A 17,792-nucleotide genomic window follows, 5' to 3' on the forward strand; every position below is an offset into this window, starting at 1 on the left:
ATCCCGATCACCCCCGACGGCACGGACGTCGCCATCCTCATCGAGGGCGGCCTCCTGTACGGCGACGACACCCGCGACGTGCTGATCGAGGGCGACCGCATCACGGCGATCGGCGAGCCTGGCTCGCTCGATGCACCCGCCGACTGCACCAGGCTCGACGCGGGCGGACTCGTCGTCCTTCCCGGCCTCGTCGACCTCCACACGCACCTGCGCGAGCCTGGCTCGGAGTCGAGCGAGACGGTCCGCACCGGCACGCAGGCGGCGGCCCGCGGCGGCTTCACGACCGTGTTCGCAATGGCCAACACGTCTCCCGTGCAGGACACGGCGGGCGTAGTCGAGTCGGTCGCCGCGCTCGGGCGCGAGGCCGGGTATGCGGATGTGCGCCCCATTGGAGCGGTCACCGTCGGCCTCGAGGGCGAACGCCTCAGCCAGATCGGCGCCATGGCCACGAGCCGTGCCCGGGTCCGCGTGTTCTCCGACGACGGCAGGTGCGTCTTCGACCCGCTCATCATGCGACGCGCCCTCGAGTACGTGAAGACGTTCGGGGGAGTGGTGGCGCAGCACGCGCAGGATCCCCGCCTCACACCGGGTGCCCAGATGAACGAGGGCGCTCTCGCCGCCGAGCTCGGCCTCGAGGGATGGCCCGGGGTCGCGGAGACCTCCATCATCGCGCGCGACGTGCTGCTCGCCGAGCACGTTGGGTCGCGCCTGCACGTGTGCCACGTCTCGACGCGCGACTCGGTCGACGTCGTCCGCTGGGCGAAGGCTCGCGGCATCGACGTGACCGCCGAGGTCACGCCGCACCACCTGTTGCTGACCGAGGAGCTCGTGCGCGGGTTCGACGCCCGGTTCAAGGTCAATCCGCCGCTTCGCACGGAGGACGACGTGCATGCGTTGCGCGACGCGCTCGCCGACGGCACGATCGACATCGTGGCGACGGACCATGCGCCCCATCCGGTCGATGCGAAGGACACCGAGTGGGACCAGGCCGCAATGGGCATGGTCGGGCTCGAATCCGCGCTGCGCGTCGTGCACGCCACGATGGTGGCGACCGGCAGGCTCGACTGGCGCGGCGTCGCGCGCGTGCTGTCGGAGACGCCCGCCCGCATCGGGCTGGACGACGCGGCCGGGCGCCCGATCGCCGTCGGAGAGCTCGCGAACCTCGCGGTCTACGACCCGGACGACGGCGGCGAGTTCACGACCGCCGATCTCAGCGGCAAGAGCATCAACTCGCCGTTCCTCGGTCGCCAGTTGCCCGGCCGCGTCGTACACACCGTCTACCGGGGCGGCGTCACGCTGGTCGACGGCGAGCTCGTCGACCCGTCGACGGCCGCCGACCGGGCCCGTACCCGTCATGCCATGCACGCGAGGGGCGTTTCCGCATGAGCGATCTCGACGCGCGCTGGCTGATCGGCGCAGCAATCCTCGCGGTCTTCGTGCTCCTGCTCTTCGCCCTTCGGGCTGGGTGGCGGGCAAAGGGCCGCGCCCAGGCCGACATCTGCCCGCCTCCGCCCGGAGACGCCGTCGGAGGCCGGCTCGTCGAGCGCCTCGACGACGTGCACTACGTCGCCACGACGCTCGACGGACGCCCGCTCGAGCGCATCGTGCACGCGCCCCTCGCGTTCCGCGGCCGTTGCCTGCTCGAGGTGCTCGTCGACGGCGTGCGCGTGACGATCCGCGGCATCGAGAGCTTCGCGATCCCGCGGTCGTCGATCGTGGCCGTCGGCGCCCGCACCGCCACGATCGACCGCGTCGTCGAACGCGACGGCCTGACGACCGTCTCCTGGCGGCTCGCGACCGCCGAGGGCGGCGCGCGCGCGTCGGCCCCGCCCGTGGCCGCCGCCGACGCCGACGCCGAGTCGATCGTCGTTCACACCAGCTTCCGCGTCGTCGACAGCGCCGAGCGCGACCGCCTCGAGGCGGCGCTCGCGACGCTCCGCCCGGCGACGACACCATCGAACGAGGAGTCACGATGACCACTTTCACTCCAGCCGTGCTCGTACTCGAGGACGGCACCCGCTACGAGGGCGAGGCGTTCGGCGCCGTCGGCACGACGCTCGGCGAGGTCGTCTTCTCGACCGGCATGACCGGCTATCAGGAGACCCTGACCGATCCGAGCTACGCCGGGCAGATCGTCGTCCAGACAGCCCCGCACATCGGCAACACCGGCATCAACGCCACCGACATGGAGTCGCACCGCATCTGGACATCCGGCTACGTCGTGCGCGACCCCAGCCGCGTCGTATCGAACTGGCGCGCGGAGGGCACGCTCGATGACGCCCTCATCACGGGCGGCGTCGTCGGCATCGCCGGCATCGACACGCGCGCGGTGACACGTCGCATCCGGTCGGAGGGCGCGATGCGCGGCGGCATCTTCTCGGGTGAGGCCGCCGACCGCGACCCCCGGCAACAGCTCGACGATGTGCGCGCGCAGGACTCCATGACCGGGAGGAACCTCTCGGACGTCGTCACCACCGCCGAGGCCTACGTGCACCCGGCTACGACCGACCGCATCGGCTCGGTCGCCATCGTCGATCTCGGCATCAAGGGCGCCACGATCCGCGCCCTCGCGGCGCGCGGCTTCGACGTGCACGTCGTGCCGGCAACGATCACGGTCGAGGAGCTGCGCGAGCTCGCTCCAACCGCCGTTTTCTACTCCAACGGTCCGGGAGACCCCGACGCCTCCGACGACCACGTCGAGCTGCTGCGGGGCGTTCTGCGCGACGGCGTGCCGTTCTTCGGCATCTGCTTCGGCAACCAGTTGCTCGGGCGCGCCCTCGGATTCGGCACGTACAAGCTGCCGTTCGGTCACCGCGGCATCAATCAGCCAGTGCGCGAGCAGGCGACGGGCCGCATCGAGATCACGGCGCAGAACCACGGCTTCGCGGTCGACGCTCCAATCGGCGAGGTCGTCGAGACCCCGGCGGGCTTCGGCCGGGCAGAGGTCAGCTACGTGGGCCTCAACGACAACGTGGTCGAGGGCCTGCGCTGCCTCGACCTGCCCGCGTTCAGCGTCCAATTCCACCCAGAGGCCGCCGCCGGTCCCCACGACGCGGCCCCGATCTTCGACCGGTTCCGCGACATGGTGCTCGAGCACATCGCCGGCACGCAGCCCGCCGGCCCCAAGAGCAAGGAGGCGTAATGCCCAAGCGCGACGACATCAATTCGGTGCTCGTGATCGGGTCGGGCCCGATCGTCATCGGCCAGGCCGCCGAGTTCGACTACTCCGGCACGCAGGCCTGCCGGGTGCTGCGCGAGGAGGGGGTTCGCGTCATCCTCGTGAACTCGAACCCCGCGACGATCATGACCGACCCCGACTTCGCCGACGCCACGTACATCGAGCCGATCACGTCCGAGATCATCGAGAAGATCATCATCGCCGAACGACCGGATGCGATCCTGCCGACGCTCGGCGGTCAGACGGCCCTCAACGCGGCGATCCGCCTGCACGAGGAAGGTGTGCTCGAGCGCCACGGCGTCGAGCTCATCGGCGCGAAGGTCGACGCGATTCGGCGCGGCGAGGACCGACAGCAGTTCAAGAACCTCGTCATCGAGGCGGGGGCCGAGGTGGCCCGCTCCCACATCGCCCGCACGCTCGACGAGGCCATCGAGTTCGCGGACGACCTCGGGTACCCCCTCGTGGTGCGTCCCTCCTTCACGATGGGCGGCCTCGGCTCCGGCTTCGCCCACTCGCGCGAGGAGCTCATCCGCTTCGTCGGCGACGGCCTGCAGTCATCGCCGACGAGCGAGGTGCTGCTCGAGGAGTCGATCCTCGGGTGGAAGGAGTACGAGCTCGAGCTCATGCGCGACACGTCCGACAACACGGTCGTGGTCTGCTCGATCGAGAACGTCGATCCGGTCGGCGTGCACACGGGCGACTCGATCACGGTGGCCCCGGCGCTCACCCTCACGGACGTCGAGTACCAGCGCCTGCGCGACATCGGCATCGACATCATCCGGCTCGTGGGCGTCGACACCGGCGGCTGCAACATCCAGTTCGCCGTCGAGCCCGCGTCCGGCCGCGTGATCGTGATCGAGATGAACCCCCGCGTGTCTCGGTCCTCCGCGCTCGCGTCGAAGGCGACCGGATTCCCCATCGCGAAGATGGCGGCCAAGCTGGCCCTCGGCTACCGCCTCGACGAGATTCCGAACGACATCACGCGCGTCACGCCCGCGAGCTTCGAGCCGACGCTCGACTACGTGGCCGTCAAGGTGCCGCGCTTCAACTTCGAGAAGTTCCCGGCCGCCGACCCGATGCTCACCACCACGATGAAGTCGGTCGGCGAGGCGATGTCGCTCGGTCGCAACTTCACGACGGCGCTGCAGAAGGCCCTGCGCTCGCTCGAGAAGCGGGGATCCTCGTTCACGTGGGCCGACGATCCCCGAAGCGTCGACGAGCTGCTCGCGTCGATGCGCACCCCGACGGACGGCCGCATCATCGACGTGCAGATCGCCCTCGCGAAGGGCGCGACGCCGGAGCAGGTCTTCGACGCCACGGGCATCGACCCGTGGTTCATCGACCAGATCGCGCTCATCAACGAGATCGCCGAGCAGGTCGCCGACGCCGAGACGCTCGACGACCGGCTGCTTCGCCACGCCAAGCGCCACGGCTTCTCGGACGCGCAGCTCGCCGAGCTGCGCGGGACGACGGAAGCCGAGCTGCGCGCGCGGCGCTGGGGCGCCGGGATCCGGCCCGTCTTCAAGACGGTCGACACCTGCGCCGGCGAGTTCCCCGCCCACACGCCGTACCACTACTCGAGCTACGACACCGAGACCGAGGTGACGCCGTCCGATCGTCGCAAGGTCGTCATCCTCGGCTCCGGACCGAACCGGATCGGCCAGGGGATCGAGTTCGACTACTCGTGCGTGCACGCCTCGTTCGCGCTGGCCGAGGCCGGTTACGAGACCATCATGATCAACTGCAACCCGGAGACGGTCTCGACCGACTACGACACCTCCGACCGCCTCTACTTCGAGCCGCTGACACTCGAGGACACGCTCGAGATCATCGAGGCGGAGCGGGCGGGGGGCGAGTTGCTCGGCGTCATCGTCCAGCTCGGCGGCCAGACCGCCCTCGGACTCGCGAAGGGGCTCGAAGACGCGGGCGTGCCGATTCTCGGCACCTCGCCCGCGGCCATCGATCTCGCCGAGGAGCGCGGCCAATTCTCGCGGATCCTGGATGCCGCGGGGCTTCGCGCGCCTGAGAACGGCACCGCGACCGATCTTGCGAGCGCGGCGACGGTGGCCGCCGAGGTCGGCTACCCCGTTCTCGTTCGGCCGAGCTTCGTGCTCGGGGGGCGCGGCATGGAGATCGTGTACGACGAAGCACAACTCGTCGACTATTTCGCGCGTATCGAGGGGCAGGCCATCGTCGGGCCGGACCACCCGCTGCTCGTCGACCGGTTCCTCGACGATGCGACCGAGATCGACGTCGACGCGCTCTACGACGGCACGGAGCTCTACCTCGGCGGCATCATGGAGCACATCGAGGAGGCCGGCATCCACTCGGGCGACTCGGCCTGCACGCTGCCCCCGATCTCGCTCGCCAACGCCGATCTCGCGCGGGTCCGTGCGGCGACCCTCGAGATCGCCAAGGGCGTGGGCGTGCGGGGCCTGCTCAACGTGCAGTTCGCCCTCGCCGGTCCCGTGCTGTACGTGCTCGAGGCAAATCCGCGAGCCTCGCGCACCGTGCCGTTCGTGTCCAAGGCGATCGGCACCCAGCTCGCAAAGGCCGCCGCGCGCGTGATGGTCGGCGACACGATCGCCTCACTCCGCGCGGAAGGCCTCCTGCGCGCCGAGGACGGCACGTATCTGCCGATCGACGCCCCCATCGCCGTGAAGGAGGCGGTGCTGCCGTTCAAGCGCTTCCGCACCGTCGAGGGCGGCGCCGTCGACTCGGTGCTCGGCCCGGAGATGCGCTCGACCGGGGAGGTGATGGGCATCGACGTCGACTTCCCGACCGCGTTCGCCAAGAGTCAGATCGCGGCGTACGGCGGCATGCCGACCTCGGGCACCGTGTTCGTCTCGGTCGCCGACACGGACAAGCGGTCGGTCGTGAGCCCGGTCGCCCGGCTCGTCGACCTCGGCTTCGAGATCGTCGCGACGGAAGGCACAGCGCTCGTCCTGCGGCGGCACGGCATCCCCTCCCGGGTGGTCGGCAAGTACTCCCAGCTCGCCGGCGGCGTCGGTGCACAGGGCGCGCGCGGCACCGGGCCCACTGGTGGCGAGACGCCGAGTGGCAATATCGTGGAGATGATCCAAGGCGGCGAGATCGACATGGTCGTGAACACGCCGTCCGGCCAGTGGGCCCGTGCAGACGGGTACGAGATCCGGGCGGCGGCCATCACCGCGGATCTCCCGATTTTCACGACCATCGCCGAACTCACCGCGGCAGTGGGCTCCTACCGGGCCCTCGCCCGGGGATTCGACGTCCGGTCGCTACAGGAGTACAACGCACTGCGCGCGAACGCGCACGGGGCGGGTGACGGGGAAGGACACTGACGACGTGACAAACTCCACCGACGACGGCCACGGCATCGTGCCGTTCGGCGATCGGCTCGCCGAGACCATCGATCGGTACGGGCACCTGTGTATCGGCATCGACCCGCACACCTACCTGCTCGAGCAGTGGGGGCTGCCGGTCTCGGCGGTCGGCGCACACGCGTTCGGGTTGCGCGTCGTCGAGGCGCTGAAGGGGCGCGTCGGCATCGTGAAGCCGCAGGTCGCGTTCTACGAGCGCTTCGGGTCCATCGGGTACAAGGTGCTCGAGGAGGTCTTCGAGGCCGCCAGGGATGCCGGACTCATCGTGATCGCCGACGTCAAGCGCGGTGACGTCGGCACGACGCTCGAGGCGTACAGCGAGGCGTGGCTCACTCCCGGCATGCCACTCGAGGCGGACGCGATGACGCTCAACCCGTACCAGGGCTTCGACACGCTCGCGCACCCGCTCCAACTCGCCGAGACGCACGGCAAAGGGCTGTTCATCCTGGCGGCCACCTCGAACCCGGAATCGGCGAGCATCCAAACCGCACGCCGCATCCGAGGGTCGATGAACGGTCGAACGGTCGCCGGCGGCATCGCCGGTCGTGCCGCCAAATGGAACCGCGAGCACGCCGCGGGCAGGTCGGCGGGCTCGATCGGCGTGGTGCTCGGGGCGACCCTCGACTTCGAGTTCCTCGGCATCGACCTCGACGACCTCGCGGGGGCACCGACGACCCCCGTGCTCGCCCCCGGCTTCGGCCACCAGGGGGCGTCGTTCAGCGACGTTCGCGGAATCTTCGGTCAGGTCGCCGACGCGACCATCGTGACCTCGGCACGGAGCGTACTCGCTGCCGGTCCGGACGGCCTCGAGCACGAGATCGAGGCACAGGTCGACGCGCTCCGCGAGGCCTACGCATGACCCCGGTGCCACCCCCGGTCGACCGGGCCGCGGCCTCACGTGCCGCAGTCGCCGCCAGGCGCGCCCGCGCCGAGGTGAAGCGGGCCATCGCGGCGGGGGAGCGCACGCCCGTGGAGGTGCTCGATGCGAGCGCCGATGTCACCAACGCCGCCGAGCATTCGCTTCGCGTGACCAATTTCCTGCTCTCGATTCCGCACGTCGGCACGACCAAGATGACGCGGGTCCTCGACGATCTCGCGATCTCGCCCTCGAAGCGGCTCGGGGGCCTCGGCGCGAAGCAACGCGAGCGGCTGCGCGAGTATCTCGTCGAGCGGATGCCCAAGCCGTCGCGGGCGACACGGAGGCTGACGGTGCTCGCGGGCCCGACAGCCGTCGGCAAGGGCACCGTCTCGAACTACATTCGCGAGCACTATCCCGAGGTGCTGCTCTCCGTCTCGGCCACGACTCGGCCTCCGCGCCCCGGGGAGGTGCACGGCGTCAACTACCTCTTCCTCGAACCGGACGACTTCGACGGCATGATCGAACGCGATGAGTTCCTCGAGTACGCCACTGTGCACAACGCCCACCGCTACGGCACGCCGCGGCCGCCGATCGAGCGCGCGCTCGCCACGGGCTCGCCCGTGCTCCTCGAGATCGACATTCAGGGTGCCCGCCAGGTGAAGCGGCGCATGCCAGAGGCTAGACTGGTGTTTTTGATGCCGCCGAGCTGGGACGAACTCGTCCGACGACTCACGGGGCGGGGCACTGAATCGGCCGAAGAGCAAGCCAGGCGCCTCGAGACGGCGAAGGTCGAGCTGGCGGCGCGAGAAGAGTTTGACGAAGAGATCGTGAACGACACGGTGCCAGAGGCAGCTCGGCGGCTCGTGGAGCTCATGGGTCTCTCGCCGGAGGCGCTTACGAGCGAGGCGCGCTCCACCGACTGACCGGCGCACCGCCGAGTCCAACCACTGAATACGACCACCGAGGGAGTCCACGTGACGGAGAAGAACCCGGGCATCATCGACCCGCCCATCGACGAGCTGCTCAAGCGCGTCGACAACAAGTACCAGCTCGTGATCTTCGCCTCGCGTCGCGCCCGGCAGATCAACGACTACTACGCCGACCTGCACGAAGGCGCGCTGTACCAGAACGTCGGGCCGCTCGTCGAGTCGAACATCGACGACAAGGCGCTGTCGATCGCGCTGCGCGAGATCAACGAGCAGAAGCTCGTCATGGCCGAAGCGCCGAAGCCGCTGCCGCTCGTCGCGGAGGAGACCGGGGCGGACGACGAGGGCGAGCTGCTCTCGTTCGACGACGACCCGGGGTCGACGACCGAATAGCGAACCCGGTGAACGAGGAGTCGGACAACGGGCGCGCGTTTCGCGTCGTCGTCGGCGTGACGGGCGGCATCGCCGCCTACAAGGCCGTCCAGGTCGTCCGTGATCTGGTGCTCGCCGGCCACCACGTCGACGTCGTGCCGACCGAATCGGCGCTGCGGTTCATCGGCAGGCCGACGTTCGAGGCGATCTCGCACAATCCGGTCACGAGCGACCTCTTCGACGACGTGGCCGAAGTGCGCCACGTCGCGCTCGGTCAGCGCGCCGACGTCATCGCCGTCGTCCCCGCGACGGCGAACTCCATAGCGCGCCTCGCCAACGGGCTCGCGGACGACCTGCTCGGCACCACCGCCCTCGCCTCGACGGCCCCGCTCGTCATCGCACCGGCCATGCACACCGAGATGTGGCAGCATCCTGCGACGCAGGCCAACGTCGAACGACTCGCGGCGCGCGGCGCGATCATCGTCGGCCCCGATTCGGGGCAGCTGACGGGCGACGATGTCGGACCGGGTCGCCTCGCCGAGAGCGAGACCATCGTCTCGGCCATCGAGCGTGCGGCCGGTCGCGCCGACGCGTCGCGGGCCGCCGCCGCCCGATCGCACGATCTGGCCGGCCGCACCGTGCTCGTCACGGCCGGCGGCACGCGCGAACCTCTCGACCCGGTTCGATTCCTCGGCAACCGATCGAGCGGCCGGCAGGGCGTCGCCATCGCGGCGCGCGCCGCGGCCCGCGGGGCCGACGTGACGCTCGTCGCCGCCAATCTCGAGGTCGGGGTCCCGGACGGCGTGCACGTGGTCGAGGTCTCGACGGCCGCTCAGATGGCGGAGACGTGCGCCGAGATCGCCCCCCGGCGCGAGGTCATCATCATGGCCGCCGCCGTCGCCGACTATCGTCCCGACCGGGTTTCCGACAGCAAGATCAAGAAGGAGCAGTCGGGCGACGAGCTGACGATCGCGTTCACGAAGAACCCCGACATCCTGCGCGACCTCTCGGCCGCTCGCGTCGACGGCCAGATCATCGTCGGCTTCGCGGCAGAGACCGCGGCCGACGACGACGAACTCCTCGAGCTCGGGCGGGCCAAGATCGCCCGCAAGGGCTGCGACTACCTCGCCGTCAACCGCGTCGGCTGGCACGAGGGGTTCCAGCGGGACGAGAACTCCGTCGTCATTCTCGCGGCGGACGGCGACGTCGTGCGACGACACGAGGGCGACAAGATGTCGGTGGCCGATGCCATCCTTGACGTCGTCGCCGGGTGACCCGGCACGCCCGAGCCGTCCACCACGTCCAAGCCGCCGAGGAGGCACGATGCCAGAGCTGCGCACATTCACGTCCGAGTCGGTGACCGAGGGGCATCCCGACAAGATCTGCGACCAGATCTCCGACAGCATCCTCGACGCGCTGCTCACGCAGGACCCCGACGCGCGCGTCGCCCTCGAGACGCTCGTGACGACCGGTCAGGTCCACGTCGCCGGCGAGGTCGCTACCGCGGGGTACGCCGATATCGCGGGTATCGTGCGCCGCAAGATCAGCGAGATCGGCTACACGTCCAGCGACGTGGGCTTCGACGGCCGGTCCTGCGGCGTGTCGATCTCGGTGGGGGAGCAGTCGAAGGAGATTGCCGAGGGGGTCGAGACCTCACTCGAACACCGAGAGGGCTCGGCCGATGAGCTGCAGCGCCTCGGCGCCGGCGATCAGGGCATCATGTTCGGCTACGCGAGCAACGAGACCCCGGTCCTCATGCCGGCTCCCGTCTGGCTCGCCCACCGCCTCAGCGAACGACTCGCCCGGGTGCGCAAGGACGGCACCGTCCCGTATCTGCGGCCGGACGGCAAGACGCAGGTCACGCTGGGGTACGAGGGATCGATTCCTCGCACCGTCGAGACGATCGTCGTGTCGACCCAGCACAATCCCGGCATCCCGCTCGCTCAGATCACGAACGACGTCGAGGAGCACGTCATCCGCCCGGTGCTGCAGCGCACGGGATTCGGCGACGCGACCCCGAAGGTACTCGTCAACCCCTCCGGCAGCTTCATCGACGGCGGTCCGCGCGCCGACGCGGGCCTCACGGGCCGCAAGATCATCGTCGACACCTACGGCGGCATGGCCCGGCACGGCGGCGGCGCCTTCAGCGGGAAAGACCCGTCGAAGGTCGACCGGTCGGGCGCTTACGCCATGCGCTGGGTCGCGAAGAACATCGTCGCCGCCGGCCTCGCCGACCGGGTCGAGCTGCAGGTCGCCTATGCCATCGGGCAAGCGGATCCCGTCGGCCTGTACCTCGAGACCTTCGACTCCGCCCACGCCGACGTGGCCCGCATCGAGGCCGCCGTGCGCGAGGTCTTCGATCTCCGCCCCGCCGCAATCATCCGCGATCTCAGTCTCAAGCGCCCCATCTATACCCAGACTGCCGCGTACGGGCACTTCGGCCGCGAGCTGCCCGAGTTCACGTGGGAGCGCACCGACCGCGTCGAGGACCTTCGCCGCGAGGTCGGCGTCTGAGCCACGTGACGGCCGACGTCGCGGTCGTCGTGGTCGCGTCGCCGCTGCCGCAGCTCGACCGCGAGTTCGAGTACCGCATTCCCGAGCACCTCAAGGGACAGGTCGGTCCCGGGATGCGCGTGCGCGTTCCCGTGCGCAGTGCCCGGCGCACCCTCGACGGCTTCGTCCTCCGGGTGACCGACCGACCGCAGTTCGAGGGCACCCTGTCCGAGCTCGATGCGCTCCTATCGCCGGCACCGGTGCTGACGCCCGCGGTCGCGCGGCTCGCGCGCGCCGTCGCCGACCGGCAGGCCGGCACGACGGCCGACGTCCTCCGGCTCGCGATCCCCACCCGCCGGGCGCGGGTCGAGTCCGAGTGGCTCGCCGCCCGCGGTGACGGCGCGTTTCCAGCGGCGCGACAACCGTCGCGCGGCGCCGCCGCCGTGGACGACCGCGCTTCCGTCGAGGCGGCCGTGGGGCCAGAGGCCGCGGGCGCGCTCACGGGCGAGCCCGGGGCGCGAGTCGCCGTGCGAGCCCCGGTCGGCGTCGGCCCCGATGCCGTGCCGAACGCGCTCGGGATGCTCGCCGACATCGCGGCGGCGCACGTGCGTGCCGGGCGGGGCGCGATCATGATCGTGCCCGACTTCCGCGACGTCGAGCTCGGTCGGCGAGCCCTTCTCAGCCGGCTCGATGCGCCGCTCGTCCGGCGAGCGGACGCGGCCGCGAAACCGACCGATCGCTATCGCGACTACCTCGCCTGCCTCGACGGCCCCGTCGCCATCATCGGCACCCGCTCCGCAGTGTACGCTCCGGTCGCGCGGCTCGGTGTGGTGCTCGTGTGGGACGACGCCGACGAAAGCTACGTCGAGCCGTTGACGCCGTACCCGCACACCCGCGAGGTGGCGCTCGAGCGACAGCGGCAAGAGGGATGCACGCTCGTGCTGGCATCGCACGCGCCGAGCCTTGAGGCGCAACGCCTGGTCGAGCTCGGCTGGCTTACGAGCGCATCTGCGGTTCGACGTCCTCCGAGGGTCGTCCCGAGCGACGCGGTCGTCGGCGACGAGCGGCTCGCGCAACACGCGCGCATCCCCTCGATCGCGTGGCGAACCGCCACCGACGCCCTCCGCGACGGGCCGGTGCTCGTGCAAGTGGCTCGCGCAGGCTACGTGCCGCGCCTCGCCTGCGGCGCGTGCCGCGAGGCCGCCCGCTGCCGCACGTGCGGCGGCCCTCTGCGGCTCGCCGCGCGATCGTCCGTGCCGCGATGCACCGTGTGCGGTGCGGCCGAGCCGACGTGGCACTGCGGCGCGTGCGGCGGTGCGACGCTCCGGGCGATGAGCGTCGGGGTCGGGCGGACCGCTGAGGAGCTCGGACGCGCCTTTCCCGGTGTGCCCGTCATCGTGGCGGACGGCGAGACCAGGCGCGTGGAGGTGGGCGACTCACCCGCCCTGGTGGTCGCGACGCGGGGCGCGGAGCCCGCCGCGCGAGGCGGGTACCGGGCGGTCCTCCTGCTCGACGGTGAACGCCTGCTCGCGCGCGAGGCCCTCGACGCGGGGGCCGACACGCTGCGGTGGTGGTCGAATGCGGCCGCCCTTGCCCGTGACGGTGCCACGGTGCTCCTCGTCGGCGCCGACGAGGGGCCTGGCCGCGCCCTGCGCGACTGGCGACAGGCGGATGCGGCGCGCGACGAGCTGGCAGCTAGGCGCGCGCTGGCGTTTCCCCCGGCCGTCCGGGTCGGCGCGCTCCGCGGCACGCGCGCCGAGGTGAAGGCCGCGCTCGACGTGCTCGACGGCGTCGAGCAGCTGCGAGTCGACGGTCCGGCTCCGGACCTCGACGCGAACGGGGAGCCCGTCGCCGACGACGCGGTCGTCGCAACGCTCCGCTTCGCGTACGCGGCGGGGGGTGAGGTCGCCAGGCGCCTGAAGGCCGAACTCGTGCGAGGCGCGACGGCGCGGCGCGCTGCGCGCGGGGGCCGGTCCGCCCCGCGTGCCTCGACCCTCCGGGTCCACCTCGACGAACCGGGCCGGTTCTGACGCAGCGCCACAGGCGGCGTCACCGGCCTCTCGCGGCGTCACCGGGCGCAGCGCACTACGCTTGCGGCGATGAGACTCGTCTTCGCAGGTACTCCCGACGTTGCCGTGCCGACGCTCGACGCCCTCCACGCCGCCGATCACGAGATCGCGGCGGTCGTCACGCGTCCCGATGCGCCCGTGGGGCGGAAACGAGTGCTCACGCCGTCACGCGTCGCGCGTCGCGCCGACGAGCTCGGTCTGGACGTGCTGCGCGCGGCCCGGCTCGGTGACGACGAGACCCGCGCGATCGCCGCCCTGAAGCCGGAGCTGGGTGTGGTGGTGGCCTATGGCGGGCTCATCCGCCCGCCGCTGCTGGCGGTGCCGGCGCACGGATGGATCAACCTCCACTTCTCGCTGCTCCCGGCTTGGCGGGGCGCCGCCCCGGTGCAGCGCGCCGTGCTTTCGGGAGCGCGATCGACCGGCGTGAGCGTGTTCCGGCTCGAGGCCGGGCTCGACACGGGTCCGACGTTCGTGCGCCGCAGGGTCGCCATCGGGCCCGACGAGACGGCCGGTGAGCTGCTCGAGCGTCTCGGCGTCGAGGGCGCGCAGGATGTGCTGGACGCGATCGAGGCGATCGAGGCGGGCGCCGAGCCCGTGGCCCAGGCAGGCGAACCCACGTACGCTCCCAAGCTCCGCGCCGACGACGGCCGAATCGACTGGGCGCAGTCGACGGCGGACGTTTCGGCGCGCATCCGCGGCGCGACCCCGGAACCGGGGGCGACGACGACGTTCCGCGGGGCGCCGTACAAGGTGCTTCGCGCCCGCGTCGGCGCCACCGCGCCGGATGGCGAGCCCGGGCGCATCCGACTCGAAGACGGGCGGGTGCTGGTCGACACGCACGATGGAACGATCGAGCTCGTCACGGTGCAGCCGCCGGGAAAGCGGGGCATGCCCGCCCTCGATTGGGTGCGCGGGGCGAGGGATGCGGATGGGGCGGTGTTCGAGTGAACGCGGGGCGTGACCGAAGCAGCGGGGGAGCCGGTGGCCGACGGCCAGGCTCCCCGGAAGGCGGGCCCTCGGGGCCCGCGGGCCGCGGCCGCCGCGACCGGCGCGGTCCGGGAGACCGGCGCGGTCCGGGAGACCGGCAGCAGGGCTCCGGCGCGCGGGGCGGGGACCAGGGCGCCGATCACCGCGGCGGCGAGCAGGGCGGCGCGCGGCGTGCCGGGGCACCAGCCGCCCCGTCGTCGCGGCGCGTGGCCTACGACGTGCTGCGGGCCGTGCAGCGCGACGACGCCTACGCCAATCTCCTGCTGCCGACGCGGCTGCGCGACGCGGGCATGCACGGTCCGGATGCCGCGCTCGCGACCGAGTTGACGTACGGCACCCTCCGCATGCTCGGCTACTACGACGCCGTCATCGAGGTGGCGGCCGGACGCTCGACCGACGACATCGACGCGCCGGTGCTCGATGTGCTGCGGCTCGGCGCCCACCAGTTGCTCGACATGCGGCTCGCGACCCACGCTGCCGTGCACGAGACGGTGGAGTTGACGCGCGAGATCGGTGCACGCGGCGCCTCGGGGTTCGTCAACGCCGTGCTTCGCACCATGACGCGGACCGACGCGGACGCGTGGCCCGACGTCGCCTCGAAGGGCATGACGGGTGAGGATCGCCTCAGCGTGCGCACGTCGCACCCGGCCTGGATCGTCCGCGCCATCCGCGAATCGCTCGAGGCCGAGGGACGGGGCGACGAGCTCGAGGCCGCACTCGAGGCCGACAACGCGTCGCCGACGGTGTCGCTCGCCGTGCTCCCCGGTTTCGCCGATCGCGACGATGTGGTCGCGGGCGCCGACGGCACGCTCCACGAGGGCGAGCTGAGCCCCGTCGCGCTCAAGCTCGAGCGCGGCAACCCAGCGATGATCCCCGGCGTCGATCGTGGCCATGTGCGGGTGCAGGACGAAGGGTCGCAGCTCGTCGCCCTCGCGCTCGCGGCTGCCGCCCCGATCAGCGCGGGCGAGCGCTGGCTCGACCTGTGCGCCGGCCCAGGAGGGAAGACCGCCCTCCTCGCGGCCGCGGCAGCGCCCGACGCCACGGTCGAGGCCAACGAGCCCGTTCCCGCCCGTGCACGGCTCGTGCGCCGCTCGGTCGAACCGCTCGGGCTGGGCGTCGACGTCAGTGAGCTCGACGGCCGCGAGATCGGCCGCGAGCGACCGGCGAGGTATGACCGTGTGCTCGTCGACGCGCCCTGCACCGGGCTCGGCGCGCTCCGCCGAAGGCCGGAGGCTCGGTGGCGCAAGACGCCGGCCGACGTCGCCGAGCTCACCGCGTTGCAGGAGGACCTGCTGGATGCCGCCGTGGCGGCGCTCGTGCCCGGTGGGGTGGTCGCCTACGTCACCTGCTCTCCGCACCTCGCCGAGACGACGAGTATCGTGCGGCGCGCGGTCAGGCGTCGCGGCCTCGAGGTGCTCGACGCCGCGCGCGTCGTCGCGGACGTCTGCTCGACTCCGGGCGTCGATCTCCCCGAGCGGTCCCTCGAGGGCGGCTCGACCGTGCAACTGTGGCCCCACCGATACGGCACCGACGCGATGTTCCTCGCGCTGTTGCGCAGACCGGCGCGGTCGTGACCCGCGCGGTCCACGTATCCGTGGCATCCGCCGCCACGCCATCCACGCATCCACGCATCCACAACCCGACGGAGCCCGAGTGAACGACACCAGCCCGAGCGGCCGCGCGCCACGCATCCATCCCTCGATCCTCGCGGCAGACTTCGCGAACTTCGAACGCGAACTCGAGCGCATCTCGACCGCCGATGCGGCGCACGTCGACGTCATGGACAACCACTTCGTGCCCAACTTGACGTTCGGGCAGCCCATGGTCGCGCGCCTGCAGCAGGTGAGCCCCATCCCGCTCGACCTCCATCTCATGATCGAGGCGCCCGACCGGTGGGCGCTCGAATTCGCCGAGCTCGGCGTGTGGTCCGTCACCTTCCACGCGGAGGCGGCGACAGCGCCCGCGACGCTCGCGCGCCGCATTCGCGAACGCGGCGCGCGAGCGGGCATCGCGCTGCGCCCCGGCACGCCGCTCTCGGCCGTCGACGAGTTGCTCGGGTCGTTCGACCAGTTGCTCATCATGACCGTCGAGCCCGGATTCGGGGGACAGGCCTTCATGCCGGAGACCATGCCGAAGTTGCGCGCCGCGCGCGAGCTGGCCGACCGCACCGGCCTCGATCTGCACCTGCAGGTTGACGGCGGGATCGCCGAAGACACGATCGCCATGGCGGCCGAGCACGGCGCTACGTCGTTCGTCGCCGGCTCGGCCGTCTTCCGTGGCGACCCGGCCGAACGCATCGACGCACTCCGGCGGGCGGCCGCGGCCCACGCCCATTGACGGGTGCCGGCGCGCCCTGAGGCGCGGCGGCAAGTAGGCTGGTGCCGTGAAGACGTTCGATGCACTGTTCGATGAGCTCAGCGAGAAGGCTCGTACCCGGCCCGAGGGATCGGGTACCGTCGCGGAACTCGACGCCGGCGTGCACTTCATCGGCAAGAAGATCGTCGAAGAGGCCGCAGAGGTCTGGATGGCGAGTGAGTACGAGAGCGTCGACGAGGCCGCGGCCGAGATGAGTCAGCTCATTTACCACGTGCAGGTCATGATGCTCGCGAAAGGTCTGACGCCCGCCGACGTGTACCGACATCTGTGACGGCACGCTCCGGCTGTCACGACTCACCAGAATTCGACCCGAAAGTACCCCAAACAATGTTGCGTGTTGCCGTGCCCAACAAGGGCATGCTCGCCGAGACCGCGAACGAGATGCTGCAGGAGGCCGGCTACCGCGGCCGCCGCGACGCGAAAGAGCTCAACGCGATCGACCCGAAGAACGATGTCGAGTTCTTCTATCTCCGTCCCCGCGATATCGCCACCTACGTCGGCTCGGGCGTCCTCGACGTCGGCATCACGGGTCGCGACCTGCTGCTCGACGCCGCATCCCCGGCGATCGAGATCCGCTCGCTCGACTTCGGCGATTCGACGTTCCGCTTCGCCGGCCCCGCCGGCGCGTTCGCCGACGTGCACGAACTCGAGGGCAAGCGCGTGGCAACGAGTTACACGGGGCTGCTCGAGCGATGGTTCGCCGAGCACCGTATCGATGCGACGCTCGTGAAGCTCGACGGAGCCGTTGAATCGGCGATCCGCCTCGGCGTCGCTGACGCGGTTGCCGACGTCGTGTCAACCGGAGCGACCCTGCGCAAGGCCGGCCTCGAGGTGTTCGGTCCCGTCATCCTCGAGTCCACCGCGGTCCTCATCTCGACCCCCGCCAAGGAGCAGGCCGCCAAGACCCTGCTCGGCCGGCTCGACGGCGTGCTCGTTGCACGCCGCTACGCGATCATCGACTACGACATCGCTAACGAGCACCTCGAGGAGGCGACCAAGATCACGCCGGGCTTCCAGTCGCCGACGGTCTCGCCGCTGCGCGAGCCGGGCTGGTCCGCCGTACGGTCGATGGTGCCGACGGGCGATGTCAATCAACTCATGGATGCTCTCCACGACCTCGGCGCGCGCGCCATCTTCGTGACCGCGCTGCAGGCCGCGCGGATGTAGGCG

At 71.1% G+C, this 17,792-nt stretch carries 15 protein-coding genes; all 15 read left to right on the plus strand.

Translation table 11 applies throughout. From position 1 onward, the window contains the following. Entirely contained in the window at window positions 1-1,386 is a 1,386-nt protein-coding gene (locus F8O04_RS07755) for a dihydroorotase (RefSeq protein ID WP_373285872.1), read from the plus strand. Continuing rightward, window positions 1,383-1,976, plus strand: a complete 594-nt coding sequence (locus F8O04_RS07760; protein ID WP_158028673.1) for a PH-like domain-containing protein — start codon at window positions 1,383-1,385, stop codon at window positions 1,974-1,976. The genes F8O04_RS07755 and F8O04_RS07760 overlap by 4 nt, the downstream gene beginning before the upstream one ends. Further along, window positions 1,973-3,142, plus strand: coding sequence for a glutamine-hydrolyzing carbamoyl-phosphate synthase small subunit (gene carA / locus F8O04_RS07765; protein WP_158028674.1), 1,170 nt, complete (start codon window positions 1,973-1,975; stop codon window positions 3,140-3,142). The genes F8O04_RS07760 and carA overlap by 4 nt, the downstream gene beginning before the upstream one ends. After that, on the plus strand, window positions 3,142-6,501 hold the full coding sequence (carB, locus tag F8O04_RS07770) for a carbamoyl-phosphate synthase large subunit (protein WP_158028675.1): 3,360 nt from the start codon (window positions 3,142-3,144) through the stop codon (window positions 6,499-6,501). Before carA ends, carB begins: the two co-directional genes overlap by 1 nt. A gap of 4 nt (window positions 6,502-6,505) precedes the next feature. Further along, window positions 6,506-7,399 carry an orotidine-5'-phosphate decarboxylase gene (pyrF, locus tag F8O04_RS07775; RefSeq protein ID WP_225734915.1) on the plus strand — a complete coding sequence of 298 codons (894 nt, stop codon included), beginning with the start codon at window positions 6,506-6,508 and terminating at the stop codon, window positions 7,397-7,399. Further along, window positions 7,396-8,322 (plus strand): guanylate kinase, encoded by a 927-nt coding sequence (gmk, locus tag F8O04_RS07780; RefSeq protein WP_158028676.1) that lies wholly within the window; start codon window positions 7,396-7,398, stop codon window positions 8,320-8,322. Before pyrF ends, gmk begins: the two co-directional genes overlap by 4 nt. Before the next feature lie 51 nt (window positions 8,323-8,373). Continuing rightward, the gene (gene rpoZ, locus F8O04_RS07785) at window positions 8,374-8,718 is read left to right on the plus strand and encodes a DNA-directed RNA polymerase subunit omega (protein WP_158028677.1); all 345 of its coding nucleotides are present in this window, start codon (window positions 8,374-8,376) and stop codon (window positions 8,716-8,718) included. 8 nt (window positions 8,719-8,726) lie between these two features. Continuing rightward, window positions 8,727-9,971 carry a bifunctional phosphopantothenoylcysteine decarboxylase/phosphopantothenate--cysteine ligase CoaBC gene (gene coaBC / locus F8O04_RS07790; protein ID WP_158028678.1) on the plus strand — a complete coding sequence of 415 codons (1,245 nt, stop codon included), beginning with the start codon at window positions 8,727-8,729 and terminating at the stop codon, window positions 9,969-9,971. A gap of 49 nt (window positions 9,972-10,020) precedes the next feature. Continuing rightward, window positions 10,021-11,211 (plus strand): methionine adenosyltransferase, encoded by a 1,191-nt coding sequence (gene metK / locus F8O04_RS07795; RefSeq protein WP_158028679.1) that lies wholly within the window; start codon window positions 10,021-10,023, stop codon window positions 11,209-11,211. Between the two features lie 5 nt (window positions 11,212-11,216). After that, window positions 11,217-13,220 (plus strand): primosomal protein N' family DNA-binding protein, encoded by a 2,004-nt coding sequence (locus F8O04_RS07800; protein ID WP_158028680.1) that lies wholly within the window; start codon window positions 11,217-11,219, stop codon window positions 13,218-13,220. A 69-nt stretch (window positions 13,221-13,289) separates the two neighbouring features. Next, window positions 13,290-14,207, plus strand: a complete 918-nt coding sequence (gene fmt / locus F8O04_RS07805; protein WP_158028681.1) for a methionyl-tRNA formyltransferase — start codon at window positions 13,290-13,292, stop codon at window positions 14,205-14,207. Window positions 14,208-14,452: 245 nt separating this feature from the next. Continuing rightward, the gene (locus F8O04_RS07810) at window positions 14,453-15,820 is read left to right on the plus strand and encodes an RsmB/NOP family class I SAM-dependent RNA methyltransferase (protein WP_158028682.1); all 1,368 of its coding nucleotides are present in this window, start codon (window positions 14,453-14,455) and stop codon (window positions 15,818-15,820) included. A gap of 79 nt (window positions 15,821-15,899) precedes the next feature. Next, window positions 15,900-16,583, plus strand: a complete 684-nt coding sequence (rpe, locus tag F8O04_RS07815; protein ID WP_158028683.1) for a ribulose-phosphate 3-epimerase — start codon at window positions 15,900-15,902, stop codon at window positions 16,581-16,583. A gap of 46 nt (window positions 16,584-16,629) precedes the next feature. After that, complete coding sequence (locus tag F8O04_RS07820) at window positions 16,630-16,893, plus strand: phosphoribosyl-ATP diphosphatase (RefSeq protein ID WP_158028684.1); 264 nt, start codon at window positions 16,630-16,632, stop codon at window positions 16,891-16,893. 56 nt (window positions 16,894-16,949) lie between these two features. Further along, a complete protein-coding gene (hisG, locus tag F8O04_RS07825) occupies window positions 16,950-17,789 on the plus strand; it encodes an ATP phosphoribosyltransferase (RefSeq protein ID WP_158028685.1) in 840 nt (279 codons plus the stop codon). The last annotated feature ends 3 nt before the right edge of the window (window positions 17,790-17,792 follow it).

The organism is Pseudoclavibacter endophyticus, assembly GCF_008831085.1.
Lineage (GTDB): Bacteria > Actinomycetota > Actinomycetes > Actinomycetales > Microbacteriaceae > Pseudoclavibacter > Pseudoclavibacter endophyticus.